19 protein-coding genes are annotated in these 22,224 nt (G+C 66.7%); 12 read left to right on the top strand and 7 right to left on the bottom strand.

Going from position 1 to position 22,224, the window contains the following annotated elements; translation table 11 throughout:
- Positions 1 to 112: 112 nt before the first annotated feature.
- Together coaD and EBB56_RS18000 are read right to left on the bottom strand one after the other, a co-directional pair.
- Entirely contained in the window at positions 113 to 592 is a 480-nt protein-coding gene (gene coaD, locus EBB56_RS18005) for a pantetheine-phosphate adenylyltransferase (protein ID WP_045991410.1), read from the bottom strand.
- A complete protein-coding gene (locus EBB56_RS18000) occupies positions 592 to 2,523 on the bottom strand; it encodes a beta-ketoacyl synthase (protein WP_045991411.1) in 1,932 nt (643 codons plus the stop codon). The genes coaD and EBB56_RS18000 overlap by 1 nt, the downstream gene beginning before the upstream one ends.
- 543 nt (positions 2,524 to 3,066) lie before the next feature.
- On the opposite strand from EBB56_RS18000, the gene EBB56_RS17995 reads away from it, so the two are divergent.
- Positions 3,067 to 3,756: a tRNA (guanosine(46)-N(7))-methyltransferase TrmB gene (locus EBB56_RS17995; RefSeq protein WP_045991412.1), complete on the top strand. Its 690-nt coding sequence runs from the start codon at positions 3,067 to 3,069 to the stop codon at positions 3,754 to 3,756.
- A 59-nt stretch (positions 3,757 to 3,815) separates the two neighbouring features.
- Here EBB56_RS17995 and EBB56_RS17990 read toward each other — a convergent pair whose 3' ends face one another.
- Complete coding sequence (locus EBB56_RS17990; RefSeq protein ID WP_124804979.1) at positions 3,816 to 4,721, bottom strand: LysR family transcriptional regulator; 906 nt, start codon at positions 4,719 to 4,721, stop codon at positions 3,816 to 3,818.
- Between the two features lie 113 nt (positions 4,722 to 4,834).
- Between EBB56_RS17990 and EBB56_RS17985 the strand changes: the two genes are divergently transcribed.
- Together EBB56_RS17985 and EBB56_RS17980 are read left to right on the top strand one after the other, a co-directional pair.
- On the top strand, positions 4,835 to 5,251 hold the full coding sequence (locus EBB56_RS17985) for a PACE efflux transporter (RefSeq protein ID WP_124804978.1): 417 nt from the start codon (positions 4,835 to 4,837) through the stop codon (positions 5,249 to 5,251).
- Entirely contained in the window at positions 5,248 to 5,577 is a 330-nt protein-coding gene (locus tag EBB56_RS17980) for a multidrug efflux SMR transporter (protein WP_045991415.1), read from the top strand. The genes EBB56_RS17985 and EBB56_RS17980 overlap by 4 nt, the downstream gene beginning before the upstream one ends.
- On the opposite strand, the gene EBB56_RS17975 is transcribed toward EBB56_RS17980, so the two are convergent.
- Positions 5,571 to 6,995 (bottom strand): mechanosensitive ion channel family protein, encoded by a 1,425-nt coding sequence (locus EBB56_RS17975; protein ID WP_185696472.1) that lies wholly within the window; start codon positions 6,993 to 6,995, stop codon positions 5,571 to 5,573. The two genes, EBB56_RS17980 and EBB56_RS17975, sit on opposite strands and share 7 nt — an antisense overlap.
- Positions 6,996 to 7,311: 316 nt before the next feature.
- Here EBB56_RS17975 and dacB point away from each other — a divergent pair, with 316 nt between their 5' ends.
- From dacB to aroQ, 4 genes are all read left to right on the top strand, one after another.
- On the top strand, positions 7,312 to 8,790 hold the full coding sequence (dacB, locus tag EBB56_RS17970; protein ID WP_045991416.1) for a D-alanyl-D-alanine carboxypeptidase/D-alanyl-D-alanine-endopeptidase: 1,479 nt from the start codon (positions 7,312 to 7,314) through the stop codon (positions 8,788 to 8,790).
- A gap of 37 nt (positions 8,791 to 8,827) precedes the next feature.
- Complete coding sequence (locus EBB56_RS17965; protein WP_045991417.1) at positions 8,828 to 9,202, top strand: diacylglycerol kinase; 375 nt, start codon at positions 8,828 to 8,830, stop codon at positions 9,200 to 9,202.
- 147 nt (positions 9,203 to 9,349) lie between these two features.
- Entirely contained in the window at positions 9,350 to 12,325 is a 2,976-nt protein-coding gene (glnE, locus tag EBB56_RS17960; protein ID WP_124804976.1) for a bifunctional [glutamate--ammonia ligase]-adenylyl-L-tyrosine phosphorylase/[glutamate--ammonia-ligase] adenylyltransferase, read from the top strand.
- 260 nt (positions 12,326 to 12,585) lie between these two features.
- Positions 12,586 to 13,026, top strand: coding sequence for a type II 3-dehydroquinate dehydratase (aroQ, locus tag EBB56_RS17955; protein WP_108131164.1), 441 nt, complete (start codon positions 12,586 to 12,588; stop codon positions 13,024 to 13,026).
- Between the two features lie 21 nt (positions 13,027 to 13,047).
- Here aroQ and EBB56_RS17950 read toward each other — a convergent pair whose 3' ends face one another.
- From EBB56_RS17950 to EBB56_RS17940, 3 genes are all read right to left on the bottom strand, one after another.
- Positions 13,048 to 13,971: a DMT family transporter gene (locus tag EBB56_RS17950; RefSeq protein WP_124804975.1), complete on the bottom strand. Its 924-nt coding sequence runs from the start codon at positions 13,969 to 13,971 to the stop codon at positions 13,048 to 13,050.
- A gap of 292 nt (positions 13,972 to 14,263) precedes the next feature.
- Complete coding sequence (locus tag EBB56_RS17945; protein WP_124804974.1) at positions 14,264 to 15,235, bottom strand: AEC family transporter; 972 nt, start codon at positions 15,233 to 15,235, stop codon at positions 14,264 to 14,266.
- 68 nt (positions 15,236 to 15,303) lie between these two features.
- Positions 15,304 to 16,095 (bottom strand): IclR family transcriptional regulator C-terminal domain-containing protein, encoded by a 792-nt coding sequence (locus EBB56_RS17940; protein ID WP_124804973.1) that lies wholly within the window; start codon positions 16,093 to 16,095, stop codon positions 15,304 to 15,306.
- Between the two features lie 356 nt (positions 16,096 to 16,451).
- On the opposite strand from EBB56_RS17940, the gene EBB56_RS17935 reads away from it, so the two are divergent.
- The 5 genes from EBB56_RS17935 (at position 16,452) to EBB56_RS17915 (ending at position 22,096) form a co-directional block, all read left to right on the top strand.
- The gene (locus tag EBB56_RS17935) at positions 16,452 to 17,840 is read left to right on the top strand and encodes an adenylosuccinate lyase family protein (RefSeq protein WP_124804972.1); all 1,389 of its coding nucleotides are present in this window, start codon (positions 16,452 to 16,454) and stop codon (positions 17,838 to 17,840) included.
- A gap of 183 nt (positions 17,841 to 18,023) precedes the next feature.
- Positions 18,024 to 18,845, top strand: coding sequence for a CoA transferase subunit A (locus EBB56_RS17930; RefSeq protein ID WP_108131168.1), 822 nt, complete (start codon positions 18,024 to 18,026; stop codon positions 18,843 to 18,845).
- 8 nt (positions 18,846 to 18,853) lie between these two features.
- The gene (locus EBB56_RS17925) at positions 18,854 to 19,621 is read left to right on the top strand and encodes a CoA-transferase subunit beta (RefSeq protein ID WP_331281207.1); all 768 of its coding nucleotides are present in this window, start codon (positions 18,854 to 18,856) and stop codon (positions 19,619 to 19,621) included.
- 72 nt (positions 19,622 to 19,693) lie between these two features.
- Positions 19,694 to 20,899: a 3-oxoadipyl-CoA thiolase gene (gene pcaF / locus EBB56_RS17920; protein ID WP_108131170.1), complete on the top strand. Its 1,206-nt coding sequence runs from the start codon at positions 19,694 to 19,696 to the stop codon at positions 20,897 to 20,899.
- Between the two features lie 18 nt (positions 20,900 to 20,917).
- Positions 20,918 to 22,096 (top strand): alpha/beta fold hydrolase, encoded by a 1,179-nt coding sequence (locus EBB56_RS17915; RefSeq protein WP_124804971.1) that lies wholly within the window; start codon positions 20,918 to 20,920, stop codon positions 22,094 to 22,096.
- The last annotated feature ends 128 nt before the right edge of the window (positions 22,097 to 22,224 follow it).

Genomic DNA, 22,224 nt, shown 5'->3' with positions numbered 1-22,224 from the left:
CGGGCAGGCTGCACGGGGGCTCGGCATGGCCGATAGCCACCCTGGAGTTCGGGATCAACGGGAAGACCACGGCCTGGTCGCAGCGCGCCGAGGTCAATTCCCAGTGTGATGGTCAAGTATTGTAATGGCTACGCAGGGTTTGTGCGACCTTGGGGTGTACATGCTTCGATATGTCGCCGCCCAGCCGAGAGATCTCCCGCACCAGGGTGGAGGAAATGTAGGAGTTCTCCACCTCCGGGGTCAGGAACACGGTCTCCAGGTCCGGCATCTGGGCGCGGTTCATGTTGGCCAATTGCAGCTCGTACTCGAAGTCGGAGACGGCGCGCAGGCCTCTCAGCAGCACCCGGGCGTTCTGCTCTTTCATGAACTCCGTCATCAGGCCGGAAAAGCCCACCACCTCGACGTTGCCAAGGGAGGCAACCACCTCGCGGGTCAGCGCCAGGCGGGTGTCCAGGTCCAGCGTCGGGCCCTTGCCAGGGCTCGAGGCGATGGCCACCACCACCTTGCCGAACAGCCGCGAGGCGCGCTCGATCAGGTCATAGTGGCCATTGGTGATGGGATCGAAGGTGCCAGGATAGATGGCGGTGGTCATCACCTCTTCTCCTGTCTCTCGTCAGCGAACGGCGTGTCCAGCTCGTCGCCGGCTTCGTCGAGCCGGCCAAAGGGATTGTCCACGCTCAGCGACACCGGCTGCTGGTAGCCGGGGATGTGGATGCTGTCGGCACCGACCTCAAGCTCAGGGCCTTCCAGCACGCCTTCACCGAAACGATAGCGCACGGCGAAGTGTCCCGCATCGGCCTGTTGGTGGTAGACGGCGGCCTGGGCCCGCGTGGCCTCGCGACGCTCGCGCCAGGCGGCCATGGCATCGGCGCCGTGGCGCTTGGCCAGCAGCCGTTCGGTGGCCTCGGGGGAGATCAGCACCCCGGTGGCGTTGTTGCCGCCAAAGCCCTTGGCGTTGATCAGGCTGGCGTCGGCCTTGAACGCCTGGGTGTCCTTGAACAGTCGCAGGCGCTCGGCGTGGACGTCGTCGGCGACCCGGTCGAGGGTACAGATGCCCGGCAGCAGGCCGTAGGCGAAGCTGCCCAGGGCGTTGGTGAGCTGGTCGCCGGCGGCGCTGCCCTGGGAGTGGCCAAGGTAGGCCTTGATCGCCACCACCGGCCAGTCGGTGATGCCGTGGGCCTTGGCCACGGCGTCGAACACATGGGACTCGGTGGTGCGGTTCTTCGGCGTCGAGGTGCCGTGGGCGTGGATATAGCTGCGTTCTCGCAGGCTGGTCTCGCCGAGCATGTCGCGAATCAGCGAGCAGGCCTTGCCGAGGGTCACGTAGTTGCCGATGCCGGGGGCCGAGATCGAACGCTTCCAGCCGTCGGCGTTGACGAACACCTCCGGTGCGGCGGCCAGGATATCGGCACCCACTTCCAGCGCCAGGCTGTCGTCCATCAGCATCACGAACTGGCTGGACTCACCCATGGTAAAGCCGCAGTTGCGGGCGAAGGGGCGGCTGGCGCGCTGGTAGTCGGCGTCGGTCAGAAGCTCCAGGGCGTCCAGCGCCTTGAGGCTGTCGTCGTCGGCCAGCGCCCCCATGGTGCGAAAGCCCTCGATGATCTCGGGGGTGATCGGGGCGTCCGAGGTGCCGACCATGACGATGCGGCGGCGGCCGCTTCTGATGTCGTCGATGCCCAGGCGCAGGTTGTAGAGGAAGCTGGCGCAGGCGCCCAGAGCGGCGCCGGTGGCACCGACGCTACCCAGCACATAGGCATTGAGGAAGTCAGCGGGCATCTGGCCGTAGCCCAGCGGCATCTGCTTGGAGGTGGCGCGCTTGCCCGAGACGAAGCTCTTGAGCAGGCCTCCCCAGCCCTCGTCGTCGAGCTGACCGATGGAGTTGCCGGCATAGACGGCGATGGCGTCCGGGTCCAGGCGGTCGCGCAGCGAGTCCCAGTCGAGTCCACTGTCACCGAGGCAGTCGCTGGCGGCGAATACCGCCATGGACAGCCCGCGCGGGTGATGCACGCTACGGTAGAGCTGACTCGGGTCGAAGCCGCTGGGCAACTGGCCTGCGGCACGGACCTGGGCCTGGCGGGTCTCTGGCAGCATCACGTCCATCTGGCCGGCGGGTACCGTGACTTCCAGATGATGGCGATCGACCTCACGCACCTGCCAGGTGGGCGGCAGGTTGTCCGGTAGCTGCCTGCGGCGCAGGCGAAAGGTCAACGGCGATTCCAGCGCCAGGTTGGCGCGGCGATTGGCGGGCAGCCCCTCGTCATTGAAACGGGGATCCTCGATGCGACGAATCAGGGTGTGACTGAGCACCTGGTCGCGGGTCTCCTGCGCCAGCTGGGCGGCATCGAGCACCTGCCCCTGGGCGTTGTGCCAGCGCTGGTCGGCGTCGCAGTGCGCCAGGCGCATCATCGCCGCCAGGCCGAGCAGGGTGGAGGTCTGCTCGGCCTCGGGAAGGGCGTCGAGCACGGTGCGACGGAAGGCCTGGTGGCCCGAGGTACGGCCGGCCGGGTTGACGCCGCCCATGCCCACGATCACCGGTAAGTGTGACAAGCCGGAGTCCTCGTATTGAAGCGGGTGAAAGGCTCGCTCTCGGAGCGGAGAAACGACATTGAAGGGCGCTGCGACAGCCCCGGACAGCCTGGCTGTCCGTGAACGAGGTAAAGACGGCTCGACTCTCGTGTTGCCTTGCAGCGATAGCGTGACGATCGCCTGCAAGCGTCGGTCGAGAGGAGCCTGAACCTCACCATTCTGGCGGCGAGGAGTCGTGCCTCGCGCGATGCCGCGTGCGCCCCAAGCAAAACGCCGTTCGATATTGCCATGGGAGAGGGATTCAGGCCAGCGATGTTAGCACTTGGTCTTGCCTCAGTCATGCGCGTTTCGGTGAAGCCAAGGGGGAGAAAGGCTTGGCGCCGGGGCTCGCGCCTGGTCTCGCTCGACAACGTGAATGGTGAAGGCGGGACGAGTCCTGCGGTGTAAGCCCCTGCTTACGCGTGAGGCACTTGATACACTGCACGCCAGGGCAAGACCAGGTCTTCGCCTCGCCGTTTCCACTGCCCGAGATCGCCCATGTCCGACGCCCCCCGCATCGTCACCTCGAACCAGACCGGCCCCCACGAGGACCTGCCGCGTCGGGTCAGTCGCGGTCTGTCCCATGTCTGGCGCAAGCCGCTGGCCGAGCACACCCGCGAAGCCTTCGCCGAGGCCGAGACCTGGCGCAGGGCTCAGGGTGAGCGAGGGCTTATTCTCGACGCCTGCTGTGGGGTCGGGCTGTCGACCCGCAAGCTGGCCGAGCGGTTTCCCGAGCACTGCGTGATCGGCGTCGATCGCAGCGCCGATCGACTGTCGCGGGACCACGGCCGGCTGCCGGACAACGCCCTGCTGGTGCGCGCCGACCTGGTCGACTTCTGGCGGCTGGCGCTGGCCGAAGGCTGGCGACCGGAGCGCCACTACCTGCTGTACCCCAACCCCTATCCCAAGTCGGTGCAGCTCAAGCTGCGCTGGCACGGGCATCCGGTATTTCCCGCCATCGTCGGCCTGGGCGGACGCCTCGAGGTGCGCTCCAACTGGCGTCTGTACATCGAGGAGTTCGCCATCGCCGTGTCCCGGGCCACCGGCGTCACCACACCGCTGGGCCCCTTCGATCCCGGCGATGACCCGCTCACCCACTTCGAGCGCAAGTACCACGAGCACCACCAGCCGCTGTGGCACCTGGTCGTCAACCTTGACCATCGCCCGGGGCTGATGCCCGGCATGTAAGCGGCCACTCGCCGACTCCCAGGCCGGCACTCTACCAGGGGGTAATCACGGCAAATGGCTCACCGGGACGAACTGTGCTCCAGCGCGCGGAAGCTTTCGCCCAGGGTCCGGGCGAGCCAGCTGGCGATGGGGCCGCGGGCGGCGTCGCGGCGGGCCACCGTTTCCACCTCGATGGTGGGGGGCTCGCCGAGTCCCGGTCCGGTCAGCTCGACCAGCTGGCGACGGAAAGGCGGATAGTGCGCGATGTGCTCCGGCACCAGCGACCAGCCAAGCCCGCGGGCGGTCAACTCGGCCATGGAGTAGAAGCTGTTGAGTCGCCAGTGCTGGGGGCTCAACGGTTGTTCGGCCTGACGGTCTGGCTGGCGCGAGGCGATCATCAGCTGGCGATGATGGGCCAGTTCGCTACGGGTTACCGAGTGGACGCTGGCCAGGGGGTGGTCGCTACCCGCCACCCAGCGCTGGCGCAGGTGGGCGATACGCCGACCCTCCAGCGGGCCGGCGGCGTGGGCCTGGCTCAACAGGATGCCGAGATGGGCGGTGCCCTGTTCGACCCAGTCGGCGACGTCGCCCTGGGCGCCGTAGAGCAGGGTCAGCGACAGCGCCGGGTAGTGTTGCGCCAGTGCCTCCAGAGTGGCATCCACCGGCGGCATCTCGACCAGCGCCTCGTGGATCGCCACCACCAGCTGGGCCTCTTCGCCCTGGGACAGGGTCGCGGCTCGCGCGTTCAGGCGCTCGCACTGGGCCAGTACCGCCCTGGCTTCCGGCAGCAGCGCCTGACCCGCCGGGGTCAGGGTTGGCGAGCGCGAACTGCGGTCGAACAACTCACAGGCCAGATCGAGCTCGAGATGGGCGATGGCGGTGCTCACTGCCGACTGGGCGCGGCCAAGGTGGCGCGCCGCGGCGGAGAAGGAGCCGCGCTCGGCGCAGGCAATGAACAGGCGCAGCTGATCCAGGGTCCAGTGCATGGGGCGGGTCTCACCTATCGTAAAACCTGATAGTAGCTACCTGGCAACCATCGTCCAAGTCACTAGAATAGCGATCCATCGATAGTCATCATGCCGTCGGCGGGGGTAGTCAAATGCGGTCGCTCAAGGAACGCCTGGTCCATATGGTGTCGTTTGAACTCGGCGGGCTGGTGATCGTCACCCCGTTGGCCAGCGTGCTGACAGGCCACGGTCTGGGTGAGATGGGCGCGCTGGCGGCGGGGCTGGCCACCGCCGCCATGCTCTGGAACCTGGTCTGGAACTGGCTGTTCGATCGCTGGCTGCCGACCCGTCGGCGCACCCTGTCCCAGCGCTTCGCCCAGGCCATGGGCTTCGAGACCGGGCTTCTGATCATGACCCTGCCGGCGGTGGCCTGGTGGATGGAGATCGGCCTGGTCGAGGCATTCTGGCTCGACGCCGGCTTCATGCTGTTCTTTCTGGTCTATGCCATGGTCTTCAATTCCCTGTTCGACCGCATCGTCGAACGTCGACTCCACGGAGCTAACGGATGAGCTACTTGTACCTGGCGCTCGCCATCGTGGCCGAGGTCATCGCCACCTCGGCGCTCAAGGCCTCCAATGAGTTCACCCGGCTGTGGCCAAGCGTGGTGGTGGTGGTCGGCTACCTGGCGGCCTTCTATCTGTTGTCACTGGTGCTGCGCAGCGTGCCGGTAGGCATCGCCTACGCCTTCTGGGCGGGGCTTGGCATCGTGCTGGTGACCCTGGTGGGTATCGTGGTCTACGGCGAGAAGCCAGACCTTCCCGCGGTGATCGGATTGGCCATGATCGTGGGAGGTGTCGCTGTCATTCAGCTGTTTTCCTCGGTGTCCTCTCACTGATGGGGTGGTTCGTCGTGTGACCGGGTTGAGTCGTTGCCGCCCAGCAGGTCGGTGCGGCCTTCCGGCGGCGTCGTAGTGCCGATGGACTGCTCGATGGCCCGGCGTTCGGTCTCAAGGCCGCCTTCGGCACTGGTGACGTCGGCATTGTCGCTGGCCGGGACGACGTTGCTCGGTGCTGTCGTGGACGGTGTCGCGACTCCCTGAGGCGGCTCGACGGCGGAGACTTCTGATGGGGAAACGACGGGTACACCCTGGGGAAAGATGATTTCCCGGGCCTCGTCCGGCATCGAGATACCGGCTTCGGTCAAGGTGTTCTTGATCTGGCGCAGTACTGCCGAGCGCAGCTTGACGCCGGCGATGGTCTGGCCGTCAAACCAGAAGTAGGCCTTGAGATTGACCGTGGATGCGCCAAGGGCATCGACCAGTACCATGGGTTCGGGGTGCGCGATGATCGCTTCGTGCGCGGTCAGAACCTGATGGATCAGCGTCTGGGCATGGGTGACAGAGTCATCGTAGCCGATGCCGATATCGACGCTGGTCCTGAGGCCTGGTGAGGTGGAGTAGTTGATGACGATCGTCTTGAAGATCGTGGCATTGGGAATCTGAATATGATTGCCCTCGGCAGACAGCAGCACCGTCGAGCGGGCGTTCATGCTTTGCACGATTCCGCTGTGCTCTGCGACGGTGATCCAGTCGCCGCGACGAAAGGGCTGGCGTATCGACATGATCAGCGTGGCCAGGAAGTTCTCGGCGATGTCGCGAAAGGCAAAGGATACGACAATGCCGATCATGCCGGCGCCGCCGACCACGGAGAACGCCAGGCCGGTCAACCCGGCGACCTGCAGGATGAGATAGATGCCGAGCAGCAACACAGGAAGGGCGATGGCACGGGCCAGCACCTGGCGTAGAAAGGGCGAGGCGACACGCTTGCGCAACAGACGCCTGGCCAGCGCCGAGACCAGGCGTGCAAGCAGCCAGGCCAGCGGCAGCACCAGCAACGCCAGCAAGGCCAGCGGTACATAGGTCAACGCCTCGCGGCCAAAGCGCCCAAGTTCGTCGATGACCGGCGTCAGCGACAGCGTGAATTCGGGCTGCACCTCGATGCGATTGACGACGGCGACAACGCCCTCGGTCTTGGCGGCCAGGGAACCGGCCCAGTCGCGGTGGTTCCCCGAGGCCGTCGCACCGTCCAGGTAGACGATGCCTTCCTTGACCTCGACGGCGAGACTACGATACCAGCCGGCCGAGGCCAGAATGCCGGTCAATCGACGTTCGATATCGGCATCCTCGGTGCGCTCTGAGACCGCGATCGTCTGGGTGCCCTCGACGCTCGGCGCCTCCTGGGCACGTGCGCTGCTGTCGAGTACGACGTTGCCAAGCATGGTGCCAAGGATCAGTACGTACAGGATCCCGCGCATGGCCTTTCTCCACGAATGCAAGTCGCTTCTCAGCATGCTGGTATTTTCCTGGCTTAGCCACTGCAGGCTGTGCTTGGCTGGCGCTGTTTCTGCTCGTCGATACGCGCGGTCGTGCGTCGGGTGACGTCGGTCGAATTAGGCGGGTGGTTCTCCGAGGATTGTGAGAATCGTCACCGATCCGCCGCCGGCCCGGTGGCGTAGAGAGCGTGCGTGGTCATGTCATCAAGCTATAGTCGAATCCTTGGACGCCAGGCGGTAGACTCGGCCCTCGTTGCGCCGCATGGGCGCAACGCCCGTTCATCGCAGGGAAGTCTTCATGTCGCCTCGCTCGCCATTCGCCTGGCCCGTTCTCCTCGTTTCCGCCCTGGTGGCGTTGTGCCTCACGCTGTTGTCCGCCGCCTCGGCGCAGGCCGCCGGCTTCGGCAATCTGGCCGAATTATCCAAGCAGGGCTTTCTGATCAGTGCCGAGGCACGTCTGCTCGGCACCGGTGACGCGCCTGGCGAGACCCTCGGCAGCCTGACCCCGGAGCGCCAGCTTACCCCGGCCTCGGTGACCAAGGTCTACACCGCGGCAGCGGCGCTGGATGCCTGGGGCCCGCAGCATCGTTTCACCACCGAGCTTGTCAGCACCGCGCGCCCGGGAAGCGACGGTACCCTGGCCGGCGATCTGGTTATGGTGGGGGGAGGCGATCCCAGCCTGACCAGCGAGGACCTGTGGCGCCTGGCCCAGCGTCTGCACCAGGCCGGGGTGCGCCGGGTGACCGGACGGCTGGTGGTCAGTCAATGGCGCTTCGGCCCGGTGACCTGCCGGACCATCGATCGCTGCACCGCCCGCGAGCGCTCCGACAACGCCTACAGCGCGCTGCTGACCTCGGCCGGGGTCAACTACGGTAGCTGGTGCGTGCAGGTGGCGCCTGGTGCCGTCGGCGGCCCGGCGCGTATCACCGGCTGCAACAGCCAGGCGCCGCTGTTCGCGGTCAACAACAGGGTCACCACCCAGGGCGCCAACGCCGGCACCAGCCTGCAGGCGACCCGGGTCAATGGCGCCGAAGGCGAGACCCTGACGGTCAGCGGCCAGATCTCGTCCAACGCCCTGCCGCGCGAGGTCTACCGTGCCAGCGCCGACCCGGCGGCCCAGACGGCGGCGACCCTCAACGCCATGCTGGCGCGCTCCGGCATCCTCGTCGAAGGCGGCGTGGCCACCAGCAGCGAGGCGCCCCCCGGCGGCGCCCGTCGCCTGGCAGCGGTGGACGGCAAGCCGCTGCAGGAGATCCTGCTGCGCATGCTCAACTACTCCAACAACTACATGGCCGATGTGCTGGCGCTGGATCTGGTGGAGGGGCCGCGGGTCGAACTCGATCAGGCCGGTGCGGCGCTGGAGGCCTTCGTCGCCCGGGTGCCCGGCCACGGCGAGGTGACCCTGGAAAGCGGCAGCGGCCTGACCACCGGCAACAAGATCTCGGCCCAGGGCGGCAACGCCCTGCTCGAGTACATGTTCGGGCGGGCGGACCTGTTCCCGGTGTTCAACGCCGGCCTGCAGGCCCCGACCAACGGCCCCATGCGCTTTATCCGGCGCGGTTCGCCGACCTTCCAGAGCCACGTGACGCTCAAGACCGGCACCCTCAATCAGCCGGTGGCGGTACGCGCGGTAACCGGCTACTTCCGTACCGCCAGCCACCGCTTCGGCGTCTTCACCGTGCTGGTCAACGGCACCGCCAACACCCCTTACATCAGCTGGGCCAGGGTGCTTGACCTGGTATCCCTGGATCTCGACCGCATGATTGCCAACCACTGAGGGGCCGGGAGCGCCCCTTTCGCCACGAGGAACCCTCATGAAGCCCGGACACACCGGCTGGCGCCACCTAATTCACTCGACGCGTTACTCGCTCAAGGGCCTGCGGGCCGCCTTTCGTCACGAATCCGCCTTTCGTCAGGAGCTCGCGCTGTGCCTGGTGCTGGTACCGCTGGCCTGGTGGATCGGTGACACCCCGGTGGAGTGGATCCTGCTGGTCGGTAGCTGCTTCATGGTGCTGATCGTGGAACTGCTCAACAGTGCCATCGAGAGCGTGGTCGATCGCATCGGCCCCGAGCGCCATGTGCTGTCCGGTCGGGCCAAGGACATCGGCTCGGCGGCGGTGATGCTGTCGCTGGCGATGGCGGGGCTGACCTGGGGGCTGCTGGCCGTGGAGAAGTTCCTGATGGCATAGGCGGCCGTGCTCACACGACCGGGCTTGCCTGATGGCCCAAGGGACCGTGCTCACAGGCCCGGGCTTGAGTATGCTCAGGGGAGGAGCACAGGCCCAGGCCCGCCGTGATCTGCGCACGGGGGCGACGAGTGAACAAGGAGAGCCGCCATGCAGCTGAGCCAGGATTTCTTGCCCCGAGACGACATCCCCACCGCCCTTGTCGGTGCCCTGGATGCCGCCTGGGAGCGCCTTGCCTCGCGGCTCGAACAGGCAGACAACGTCGCCGAAATGAGCGGCAATGAGCCCCCCGGCGAACTTTATCAGGCGCTGGAGCCCCATCGTCGGGTCGAGCTCGCCCGGGTGCTGGCGATCTCCGAGTTCGCCTGCGAGACCCTGTGTCGCCATCCCCAGTGGCTGGGTTGCCTGGACTCCAGCGGTGAGCTGGATCGTGCCTTGACGCCCGAGGCGCTTAGGCAGCTGCTCGACGAGGGCCTCGAGGCCGCCGAGGATGAGGCCGCCATGCAGGCGGCGATTCGGCGCTTTCGTGCCGCGCGCATGCTGGCCATCGTGTGGCGCGACATCAACCGTCCCGAGGGCGTCGACGCCTGGGCCACCGGTGCCGCGGTGTCGCGCCTGGCCGAGGTCTGCCTGGAAGGGGCGCTTGGCTGGCTCGAGCGCTTTGTCGAGGCCCGCTGGGGGCGTCCGGCCCCGCGCGAGGACGGCAGCGAACAGCGCCTGGTGGTGCTCGGCATGGGCAAGCTGGGCGCCGGCGAGCTGAACCTGTCGTCCGACATCGATCTGATCTTCGCCTACCCCGAGAAGGGCGAGACCCAGGGTGGGCGCAAGTCGCTGGACCACGTCGAGTACTTCACCAAGCTCGGTCAGAAGCTGATCTCGGCGCTGGACCCGGTGACCGCCGACGGCTTCGTCTTTCGCGTCGACATGCGCCTGCGCCCGCTGGGTGACGGTGGCCCCCTGGTCGGCAGCTTTTCTTCGCTGGCCGGCTACTACCAGGATCAGGGCCGCGAGTGGGAGCGCTACGCCATGCTCAAGGCGCGCCCGGTGGCCGGCGATATCGACGCCGGCTACGAGCTGTTGTCGAGCATCCGCCCCTTCGTCTACCGCAAGTACCTGGACTTCGGCGCCATCGAGTCGCTGCGCGAACTCAAGGCGATGATCAATCGCGAGGTCCGTCGCAAGGGCATGCAGGGCAATATCAAGCTGGGGCCCGGCGGCATCCGCGAGGTGGAGTTCATCGTTCAGGCGTTTCAGCTGATCCGCGGCGGGCGGGATACGGAGCTGCAGGTAACCTCGCTGAAGACCTCCATGCAGCGGCTGCCGGAGTTGGGCCTGCTGCCCCAGGACGTGATCGACGAACTGCTGCCGGACTACGCCTTTCTGCGCGACCTGGAGCACGCCATCCAGGCCCTCGAGGACCGCCAGACCCAGGCGCTGCCCGACGACGACCTCGACCGCGAGCGGGTGGCGCTGGCGATGAACGCCCAGGGCTGGCCGGCGCTGATGGCGCGCCTGGACGAAGTGCGTGGGCGGGTGCGCAAGCACTTCGACGCGGTCATCAGCGACCCCGAGGACGAGGTCGAGGAAGATGGCGTCGACGAGGGTGCCAGTCTCGATACCTGGCGCCAGCTATGGCGCGGCGAGCCGGACGACGACGAGGCCCAGGCGACACTGCAGGACGCCGGCTTCGACGATGCCGCCACCGCACTCAAGCGAATCAAGGGACTGGCCGGGTCACGCCAGGTTCAGGCCATGCAGCGGGTGGGCTACGAGCGCCTCGATGCACTGATGCCGATGCTGCTGGACGCGGTGGCCGAGAGCGAGGCCCCGGATGCGGCGCTTGAGCGGGTGCTGCCGTTGATCGAGGCGGTGCTCAGGCGCACCGCTTACCTGGCGCTGTTGCGCGAGAACCCCGACGCCCTGGGCCACCTGATGAAGCTGTGCGGCGCAAGTCCCTGGATCGCCGAACAGATCGCCCGCTACCCGATCCTGCTCGACGAGCTGCTGACCCCGGACACCCTCTACACCCCGGCGGACAAGGCGCGCCTGGCCGACGAGCTGCGCCAGACCCTGGCGCGGATTCCCGAGGACGACGAGGAAGCCCAGCTCGAGGCACTGCGGGTGTTCAAGCACGCCCAGGTGCTGCACGTGGCGGCCTCGGACATCGCCGGCACCCGCCATCTGATGAAGGTCAGCGACTACCTCACCTACATCGCCGAGGTGATCCTCGACGCCGTGCTGGCCATGGCCTGGAAGACCCTGACCCGCAAGCACGGCTATCCGCTGGGCAAGGACGGCGAGCGCGCCGGTAAAGCGCCGGAGTTTCTGATCGTCGGCTACGGCAAGCTTGGCGGCATCGAGCTTGGCTACGGCTCGGATCTCGACCTGGTGTTCCTGCACGACTGCGCCTCCCAGGGCGAAACCGATGGCAAGCGGGTCATCGACAACACCGTCTTCTTCACCCGGCTGGGCCAGCGCATCATCCACCTGCTGTCGGCGGTGACGCCGGCCGGTTCGCTCTACGAGGTCGACATGCGGCTACGCCCCTCGGGCAACTCCGGCCTGCTGGTCAGCCCGCTCAAGGCCTTCGCCGAGTACCAGCGCGAGCAGGCCTGGACCTGGGAGCACCAGGCGCTGGTGCGCTCCCGGGTGGTGGCCGGCGACGCGACCCTGGCCGAAGGCTTCGAAGAGGTGCGCCGGGAGATCCTCGGCCGCGAGCGCGATCGCGAGGCGCTGCGCGAGGAGGTGGTCAAGATGCGCCACAAGATGCGCGATCACCTGGGCTCGAAGGGCTCCGACGATACCTTCGACCTCAAGCACGACCCCGGCGGCATGGTCGACATCGAGTTCCTGTGCCAGTACGCGGTGCTGGCGCTGTCTCACCAGACACCGGAGCTGATGCGCTTCAGCGACAACATGCGCATCCTCGAGACCCTGGAGGAGACCGACCATCTCGAGGCCGACGAGGCCCAGGCGCTGCGCGACGCCTACCTGGCCGCGCGCAGCGCCAACCACCGCGCCGCCCTGACGCGGGAAAGCGCCCGCGGCGACGTCGAGGCGTTCAAGGACCACCGCCGAGCCATCATCGACGCCTGGAAAGCCTGGCTCGAGCCTGAACAGGGGTGAATGACGGCGGGGCCCAGCCCCGCTCGAGTGGCACACCGCAAGAGGGCGAGGCACGCCAGGGCAACAGGGCAAACACCTGGTGAAGCGACATGACCGTGGATTCAAGCGTCGCACCTCGCTGCCTGTTCGCGCCAGTCGGTTCGTGGTCCTGGGCGTGGACGCCTTCAAGCAGTTCTGTGAGGATGAGCGAAAGCGTGCCGCCAACGAGCAGGCCGTCTCTCTTTTTGCCCCCCACGGCGTGAACTGTTGAAGGAGAATCCTTGATGAGTGGCAAGGTACTGGTCCTGCACGGCCCCAACCTCAATCTGCTGGGTACCCGAGAGCCCGAGATCTACGGCCACGAGACCCTGGCCGATATCGACAACGCGCTGCGCGAGCACGCCGTGCTTGAAGGCTGGGAGCTCGCCAGTCGCCAGAGCAATCACGAAGGTGAGCTGATCGACGCCATCCATGCCGCACGTCTCGATGGCACCGTCGCCATCATCATCAACCCTGCGGCCTATACCCACACCTCGGTGGCGATCCTCGATGCCCTGAACGCCTTCGACGGCACGGTGATCGAGGTGCACCTGTCCAACGTGCACAAGCGCGAGAGCTTCCGCCACCACTCCTACGTATCGCTGCGTGCCGATGGCGTCATCGCCGGGCTCGGCAGTCAGGGCTACCACGCCGCCCTGGATGCAGTGATCAGGAAGGGGTGATCGGAAAGGGCTGACGCCGGTTCAGCGATCGCGCCCGCGAGTCAGCGCCAGGGTGATCCCGGCGGCGCTGATCAGCGCCGCGCCGATCCAGGTCTCCGGGCGTGGCACGTCGCCGAAGAAGATGAAGCCGAACAGCGCCGCCCAGACGATCTGCAGGTACAGAAAGGGCGAGACCAGCGAGGCCGGCGCGTAGCGCATGGCCAGGATCAGCGTGAGCTGACTGGCCGCGCCCATCAGGCCGACAAAGACGAACAGCGGCAGATCCCCCAGTGCCACCGGGGTCCAGAAGGCCGGAACCACCGCCGAGCTGACCAGGGCGCCGGCAAGGCCCGCGTAGAACAGCGAAGTGAGCGGATGGTCCTCGCGCCCGAAACGTCGGGTAGACAGCTGGTAGAGCGCGAAACAGGCGGTCAGGCCGAACGGCAGAAGAATGGCCGGGTTGGCGCGCCAGTCCACCGGGCCTACGCAGATCACCACCCCACCGAAGCCCACCAGGATCGCCAGCCACTGGCGCCAGCCGACCCGCTCCTTGAGTAGCGGAATCGCCAGCAGGGTCACCAGCAGCGGCGAGCTGAAGTTGATGACGTAGACCTGCAGGATCGGCAGGGTGCGAAAGGCCAGGTAGGCGAAGGTGCTGGCCCCCAGCAGCAGCAGGCCACGAACGAACTGGCCGCCCAGGGATGACGTCTTCAGCATGGCCATGCCCGGCCCACGTCCCAGATAGACCAGGTAGCCGGTCAGCACCAGCATATGGCCAACGTAGCGCGCCCATACCACCTGCACCGGCGAGTAGTCCTGGGCCAGAGTCTTGACCCCGGTGTCGAGCATGCAGAACAAGAGCCCCGCCGCCAGCATGAAGGCAATGCCCTTCATCGGCCGGTCGCGGTTGAGGGCCTGTGGCGGCGTCAGGGACGTAGTGTCTGGTGTCGATGAAGGTGTGGACATGGCGGGCCGTTGGCGGTCGAAGCGGGACGGCGACATTCGGCGCCGACAAAAAAAGTAGCAAGCTAAATGATGCCTTTCATGGTACGTGAGCCAGCAGTCGGTCGCCAGCGAGTCAGCCAGGGTTGGGCATCAGGCCTCAGTCAGTTGTCGGCAGCGCAATGGTGTCAGCCAAGCAGCGGCATCAGACCGGTGTGTGACAGCGCCCACAGGACGACGCTAAGGGTCACGAAACTCGAGAGTCAGGTAGTGAGCTGACATCAAACCAGTGTCACTCGTCGGCAGCGCAACAGGTTCAGCCAAGCAGCGGCATCAGGCCGGTGTGTGACAGCGCCCACAGGACGATGCTAAGGGTCACGAAACTCGACAGCGTGCTTGCCATCAGGGCGGCGGCACCCACGCCCTCCATGCCGAAGCGCTGGGCGATCAGCGGGTAGATGCTGATCATCGGGCAGGCAGCGAAGATCATGGCGCCGGCGAAGATCAGGGGGGGCAAGGGCGCCAGGACGGCCTGGAACGCCAGCAGCATGCCCAGCACCAGCAGCGGGTGGAGTACCAGCTTGCCGAGCATGATCTGGCCCATGTCCTTGACCATGCCGCGGATCTTGAGGCCGTACAGGGTGCCGCCGATGACGAACAGCGCAGCGGGCCCGGCGGCGCCGGCCAGCAGCTCGATGGTGCGATCCAGCGTCGCCGGCAGGCGTATTCCCAGTGCCGCCAGTGCCAGCCCCAGGCTCAGCGAGATCAGGATCGGGTTGCGGGTTAGCCTGGTCAGGGTCTGGCGCAGGGCATCACCGGCGCGGGTGTCGCGCTGCTGACCGACCTCGGCCAGTACCAGTGCGCCGGGAATCACCAGCAGGATTTCGACCATCATGGTGTGGACCATGACGATACCCGCCGCCGCCTGACCCAGCGCCAGGGCAGCGATCGGGTAGGCGACAAAGCCGCTGTTGGAGGCGGACATGCCAAGGGCCTGGATGGCCCGCTCGGTGGGGGACTTCTTTTGGCGATTGCGCGGCAGCCACAGGCAGGCGACGAAGGTGGCCACGGAACCCAGGGCGTAGGCTGCCAGCAGCGGCAGGCTGATCACTTCGCCAAGCGAGTTGCGGGTCAGGGCGCCGAGGATCAGTGCCGGCAGCGCGGCGTACAGCACGAAGTTGGCGACACCGGAGAGCTGCACCGGCGATACCAGGTTCCAGCGCCGGGCCAGAAAGCCGACGCCGATCAGCAGAAAGATCGGTGTGGTGATGGAGAGTATCGCTAGCATTCAGGCCTCCCTGCCATTGTCATACTTCCCCATGTGCGCCTGTCCCCGGTGCGCTCAGACAAGGACGATCAGCTCACGTTGGCACGAATCTGGCGAGCCTTGCCCTGGAGCAGCGGCAGGTAGTGCTCAAGCAGGGTGTCGTGGTCGATTCTGGCGGCGTTGGTGCTGATATTGATCGCGCCGATCAGCTCGCCGTTGGCGTCGAAGGCGGGTACTGCCAACGAACGCAGCCCAGAATCCAGCTCCTGATCGACGATGGCATAGCCCTGCTGACGAGCCTGGAGGATGGCGCGCTTGAGCTCAGCCTTGTCGGTGATCGTCTTGTCGGTGAAGCGCTCGAGGGTGGTGCGCTCGATAAAGGCATCCAGTTCGTCGTCGGTCTTCTGTGCCAGCAGCATGCGCCCCATCGAGGTGTAGGCGGCGGGCAGCCGCGTGCCCACCGACAGGGTGATGGCCATCAGCCGCTGGCGCGACGCCGAGCGCGCCACATAGGTGACCTCATCGCCGTCGAGTACGCCAAGAGAAGAGGACTCGCCGCTTTCGGCGGTGATGTCCTCGAGCACCTGCTGGATCAGGTGCTGATAATTGTTGGCGGACAGGAAGGCGTAGCCGAGCTTGAGCACCCGCGGCGCCAGCTCGAAGTGGCGATGGTCCTTGCGCACATAGCCCAGGGCATGCAGCGTCAGTAGAAAGCGTCTGGCGCGGGCACGGTTCATGCCGGTGCGCGCCGCCACCTCACTCAAGGTCATCCGAGGGTGGGCCTCGTCGAAGGCCAGAATGACGTCGAGGCCGCTGGCGAGGGCAGTGACGAAGTCGCGGTCATCCGGGCTCAGGGCGGCGTCGGCCGGTGCCGTATCCATCGAGGTGTCCTTTTTTCAGATTCGAGTGTCACTAAGATCTAGTGTTGCAGTGATCGAGCGCCACGACGTGAGAGCGTTGTACAGCCCGAGCGACGATGATAGCAGGGCAGCGTCCGGATACGGCCCCCGATGTCATGGCAGCAAGAAGACATTCGTCTTCTGTGGGCGACGGTTTGCTCCCGTGTTGTCGATAATCTAGCATGCTTGTTCGAAGTGCGAACACCTGTGCGACTATTGGTGGAGCGGCCATGCTGTCGCCATCGCGTGTCCTTGTCGTTGTTTCCTTGCTGCTATCCCCTTGAACTCGCCCCGGTCGATACGCCCCATTCGCTCCCCGGAAGAAGAGGAACCTTGCCATGTCCGACGCCCTGCTGAGCCATCCATTCATGAGCCAGAGTGCCCTGGAAGCCTGTCGCGACGATGACCTGGTGGCCTCGATGTTGGCCTTCGAACTCGCCCTGGCTCGCGTCCAGGAAGGTGTCGGCGCACTGCCAGCGGGCAGCGCCGGGCGCATGGCGGCGGCGCTTGAGCATCACGACTTCGACACCGCGGCCATCGCCCGGGGTATCGCCAGCGGAGGCAACGCGGCGATCCCCTTCGTCAAGGCCGGGCGAGCGGCGTTGCCGGACGAGCTCAAGGCGTGCTGGCACCAGGGGGCGACCAGCCAGGATGTGGTGGATTCGGCGCTGATGCACCTGCTGACGCCGCGCCTGGCGAGCCTGGATGGCCTGCTCGAGCGCTGTCGCAACGCGGTTCTCGCGCTGATGCGTGACCACGAGCAGACGCCCATGGTCGGCCGTACCCTGATGCAGCAAGCGCTGCCGATGACCTTTGGGGTCAAGGCGGCCCAGTGGGGCATCGGGCTCGAGCGTGCGCGACGCCGGCTTGGGGATATCGCCGCCGAAGGACTGCCGGTGCAGTTCGGCGGTGCTGTGGGGGTGCACTCGGGCTGGGGGGAACAGGGGCTCGAGCTGATGCAGGCCTTGGCCGAGGAGCTTGGCCTGTCCTGCCCGGTACTGCCCTGGCATACCGACCGCCAGCCGATCCATGCCTTGCAGACCGCCCTGGACGCCGTCGCCGGGGCGTTGGAAAGCCTGGCGCTGGACGTCGCCCTGCTGACTCAGACCGAGGTCGGCGAAGTCAGCGAGCCGAGCGCCCCTGGCATGGGCGAATCGTCGTCGATGCCGCACAAGCGCAATCCGGTACGCTGCGCCCTGATTCGCGGCGCGTCGCGTCGGGTGCACGGCCACACCACGGTGATCATCGGTGCCGTGGCCCAGCCGCTGGAACGGGGCCTCGGCGAGTGGCACGCCGAGTGGGCACCGCTCAGCGAATCGGTGCTGCTGGTGGAAGGGGCGCTGGAGCAGGCGGCAACCCTGCTGGAAGGACTCGAAGTACATCCTGAGCGCATGGCCGCCAACCTGGCGTTGACCGGCGGCGCGATCATGGCCGAGCCGGTGGCGCGCCTGCTGACACCCCACCTCGGCAGCGACAGGGCCAAGGCGCTGGCGGCCGAGGCTGCCGAGACCGCGCGCCGCCAGGGGCGTCCTTATCACGAGGTCTTGCACGGAGTGCTGAAGGCGGAGGCGGGCGAGCCATCCACCGCAGAGCAGAGCAGTGAGACTCCCCGGCAGCCCCCCGATATCAGTGTCGAGCAGCTCAAGGCCGCCACCGATCCGGCGTTATACATTGGTAGCAGCCGACAACAGGCCAGCAAGGCCAGGGAGTGGCTGGAGCAACGCTAACACGTTGATTGATTGGTAGAAGGACGTGAAGGGGCGGGAGCGGCGTATGCCGTTCCCGCCCTTTTTGCGTTTGACGGCCCTGACGATCAGCAGTAACTTGTTCGTATAACAAACCTACGTTCACATAGCGAACAAGGCTGTTCTGTCCACCGCATTGGTTCATCGTTAACAGAGGCAACCCACATGGCCGAGATCCTGAGTCTTGACGAAGCGGTAAGGCGCTACGTCCACGACGGCGCCACCGTCGCCATGGAAGGCTTTACCCACCTGATTCCTTTCGCCGCCGGGCATGAGGTCATTCGCCAGCGTAGGCGCGACCTCACCCTGATCCGGATGACCCCGGACCTGATCTACGACCAGTTGATCGGTGCCGGCTGCGTGAAGAAGGTGATCTTTTCCTGGGGGGGCAACCCTGGCGTCGGCTCGCTCCATCGCCTGCGTGATGCGGTGGAAAAGGGCTGGCCCCACAAGGTCGAGATTCTCGAGCACAGCCACGCCGCCATGGCCTGCGCCTTCGAGGCCGGCGCCGCCGGATTGCCGCTGGCGGTGCTGCGCGGCTACGTCGGCAGCGAGCTGCCCAACGTCAATGACCAGATCAAGTTCATCGAGTGCCCCTTCACCGGCGAGCGCCTGGCGGCGGTGCCCTCGGTGCGCCCGGACGTCTCCATCGTTCACGCCCAGAAGGCCGACCGTGCCGGCAATGTGCTGGTCGAGGGCATCATCGGGGTGCAGAAGGAAGCGGTGCTGGCAGCCAGCCGCGCCATCGTCACCGTCGAGGAGATCGTCGATGACCTGGACACCCACCCCAACGCCTGTGTGATCCCAGGCTGGGCCATCGACGCCATCGCCGTGGCCGAAAAGGGCTCGCTGCCGTCCTACGCCCACGGCTACTACCCGCGTGACAACCGCTTCTACAAGGAGTGGGACGCCATCGCCCGCGACCGTGACGCCTTCACCCGCTGGATCGACGACAACATCATGAACACCGCGGAGGACGCCCGATGAGCACCGCAATCGACTACAGCGCCAGCGAGATGATGACGGTCACCGCCGCCCGGGCGCTGGAAAACGGCATGACCTGTTTCGTCGGTATCGGCCTGCCGTCCGAGGCCGCCAACCTGGCGCGGCTGACCCATGCCCCCGAGGTGGTGCTGATCTACGAATCCGGCACCCTGCAGACCAGGCCGGACGTGCTGCCGCTGTCGATCGGCGATGGCGAGCTGTGCGAGTCGGCGCTGACCACGGTGTCGGTGCCGGAGATGTTTCGCTACTGGCTGCAGGGCGGAAAGGTCAGTGTGGGCTTTCTGGGAACCGCCCAGATCGATCGCTACGCCAACCTCAACACCACCCTGATCGGCGACTACACCGCACCCAAGGTACGCTTGCCCGGTGGCGGCGGGGCGCCGGAGATCGCTACCAACGCAGGTGAAGTGTTCATCACCCTGAAGCACTCGCCGCGGGCCTTCGTGCGTGACGTCGATTTCATCACCACCCTGGGCTTCGGCCGCGACGGCAAGGGACGCGACGGTGTACCCAATATCGGCAAGGGGCCGACTCGCGTGATCAGTGACCTGTGCGTGATGAAGCCGGACCCCGAGGATCGTGAACTGACGGTGGTCTCGCTGCATCCCGGCGTGACGCGCGAGCAGGTCCAGGAGGCCACCGGCTGGGATATTCGTTTCGCCGCCGAACTCGAGACCACGCCGGTCCCCAGTGCCCATGAGCTCGAGGTGCTGCGTGAGCTGAAGGCGCGCACCGATCGTGCCCACAGCGGCCAGTAACCCGCCCTCCCGCATCTTCCCCCTTCCCCGACAGACCCCGCGCCAGCGCGCGGGGTGCTCAAGGAGTCCGACATGACCGACGTCTTTCTCTGTCATCCCCGTCGCAGCGCCATCGGGCGCTTCGGTGGCACCCTGGCAAGCGTGCGTCCCGACGACCTGGCCGCCGACATCTTCAAGGCGGTGCTGGCCCAGGCGCCAGAGCTTGATCCCGGCGCCATCGAAGAGGTCTTCATGGGCTGTGCCAACCAGGCCGGCGAGGACAACCGCAACGTGGCGCGCATGTCGGCGCTGCTGGCGGGTCTGCCGACCTCGGTGCCCGGTACCACCATGAATCGTCTGTGCGGCTCCGGCATGGATGCGGTAGGCACCGCCATGCGCGCGATCAAGGCCGGCGAGATGGACCTGGCCCTGGCCGGCGGGGTGGAGTCGATGTCCCGGGCGCCTTACGTCATGGGCAAGGCGGAAGGCGCCTTCTCCCGGGGGCAGCAGATCGAGGACACGACCATCGGCTGGCGCTTCGTCAACCCGCTGATGAAGAAGCTTCACGATACCCACTCGATGCCCGAGACCGCCGAGAATGTAGCCGAACAGTTCGACATCTCCCGCGCCGATCAGGACGCCTTTGCCGTACGCTCCCAGCAAAAGGTCGCGCGGGCCCAGCAGGAAGGTCGCTTCGCCGAGGAAATCACCCCCATCGAGATCCCCCGGCGCAAGCAGCAGCCGCTGGTGTTCGACATCGACGAGCATCCTCGCGCCGGTACCACCCTGGAGAAGCTGGCCGCCCTGCCGACCCCCTTCAAGGACAATGGCAGTGTCACCGCCGGCAACGCCTCCGGGGTCAACGACGGCGCCTGTGCCATGCTGGTCGCAAGCCAGGCGGCGGTGGAGCGCCATGGCCTGGTGCCGATGGCGCGTATCGTCGGCATGGCCACCGGCGGGGTGGAGCCGCGCATCATGGGCTATGGCCCGGTCCCGGCGGTGCGCCGGCTGCTCGAGCGCAGTGGCGTTACGATCGACGAGATCGACGTGATCGAACTCAACGAAGCCTTCGCCGCCCAGGCCCTGGCCTGTCTGCGCGACCTCGGCGTCGCCGACGATGACCCCCGGGTCAACCCCAACGGCGGGGCCATCGCCCTGGGCCATCCGCTCGGCATGTCCGGGGCGCGCCTGTTGATGACCGCCGCCCACGAGCTCAACAGGAGCGGCAAGCGCTACGCCTTGTGCACCATGTGTGTGGGCGTGGGGCAGGGCATCGCCACCCTGATCGAACGGGTATAGAGGAACAGGAGAGAGGTAATGGCATTTCTGAATATCGAAGGACGCAGCGTCGCGTATCGCCTGCTCGGCGCCGAGGCCAACCCTCTGGTGGTGCTGTCGCATCCGCTGGGCATGAGCCAGGCGGTGTGGGACGACGTCCTGCCGGTGCTGCTGCCACGCTACCGGGTGTTGACCTGGGACCTGCCCGGTCACGGCGCCAGCCAGGCCTGGGGCGACGGGCCGATCACTCCGGCCGAACTGGCGAAGGAAGCCATCGCCCTGGCCGACCACGCCGGCGCAGGCCGCTTCCACTTCGTCGGTACCTCCATCGGTGGCGTGGTGGGGCAGCAGCTGATCAGCGAGCACGGCGAGCGCCTGTTCTCCGCCGCCCTGACCAACACCGGGGCGGTGATCGGCACCAGCGAGCTATGGACCACCAGGGCCGAGCGTGTGCGGCGCGAGGGCCTGGCGGCGATGTCCGGCGAGATCGTGCCGCGCTGGTTCGCTGCCGCTTGCTTCGACGCCGAGCCGGCCCTCAAGGCGGGCTGGTGCACCCAGATGGGGCGCGGTGACGACGAGTCCTACGCGCTGCTCTGCGAAATGCTGGGGCGAGACACCTTCACCGGCAAGCTCTCCGGCAAGGGCGTCAAGGTGCAGCTGTTCGGTGGCAGCGAGGACCTGGCGACGCCACCGGCCACCCTGGAGGCCCTGGCGGCCGAGTGCGACGGCGCCCCGCTCGAGGTGCTCGAGGGCGTCGGTCACGTGCCTTCGGTAGAGGCGCCAAGCCGATTCGCCGAGAAGCTGCTGGCGGTGATGGCGGTGGACCTGGGCGATGTGGGCGCGGAGGGCGTCGATTATTCCACTGGCCTTGCGACCCGCAAGCAGGTGCTGGGCGAGGAACACGTGGCCCGCTCCACCCACAATGCCAACAGCCTGGACACTCCGTTTCAGCAGATGATCACACGGCTGGCCTGGGGCGAGCTGTGGTCCAACGACGACCTGACGAGACGCGAGCGCAGCATGATCACCACCGGCATTCTCGCCGCCCTGGGGCGCGAGGAGCTGACCCTGCACCTGAAGACCGCCCAGCGTATCGGCCTCAGCGAGGCGGAGCTGCGTCAGGTGCTGATGCACGTGGCCATCTATGCCGGCGTGCCGGCGGCCAATCATGCCTTTGCCCTGGCCAAGGAACTGGGCTGGGGGACGGTCGAGCCCTGAAGGTTCGTCGTCATGCGTTTGATGGAAGCCACTGAATGAAGGTGACGGGGAGCCCCATGTCTGGTGATGTCGGCCTGTGTCTGGCGGCTCCTTGTTCCTGCGTCAGCATCCCCGGCGCGAGCGTGCCT

It is taken from the genome of Halomonas sp. YLB-10 (genome assembly GCF_003856855.1).
Lineage (GTDB): Bacteria > Pseudomonadota > Gammaproteobacteria > Pseudomonadales > Halomonadaceae > Halomonas > Halomonas litopenaei.
Note: the sequence above shows the minus strand (reverse complement) of the source record. Positions and strands in the feature narration are given on the sequence as shown.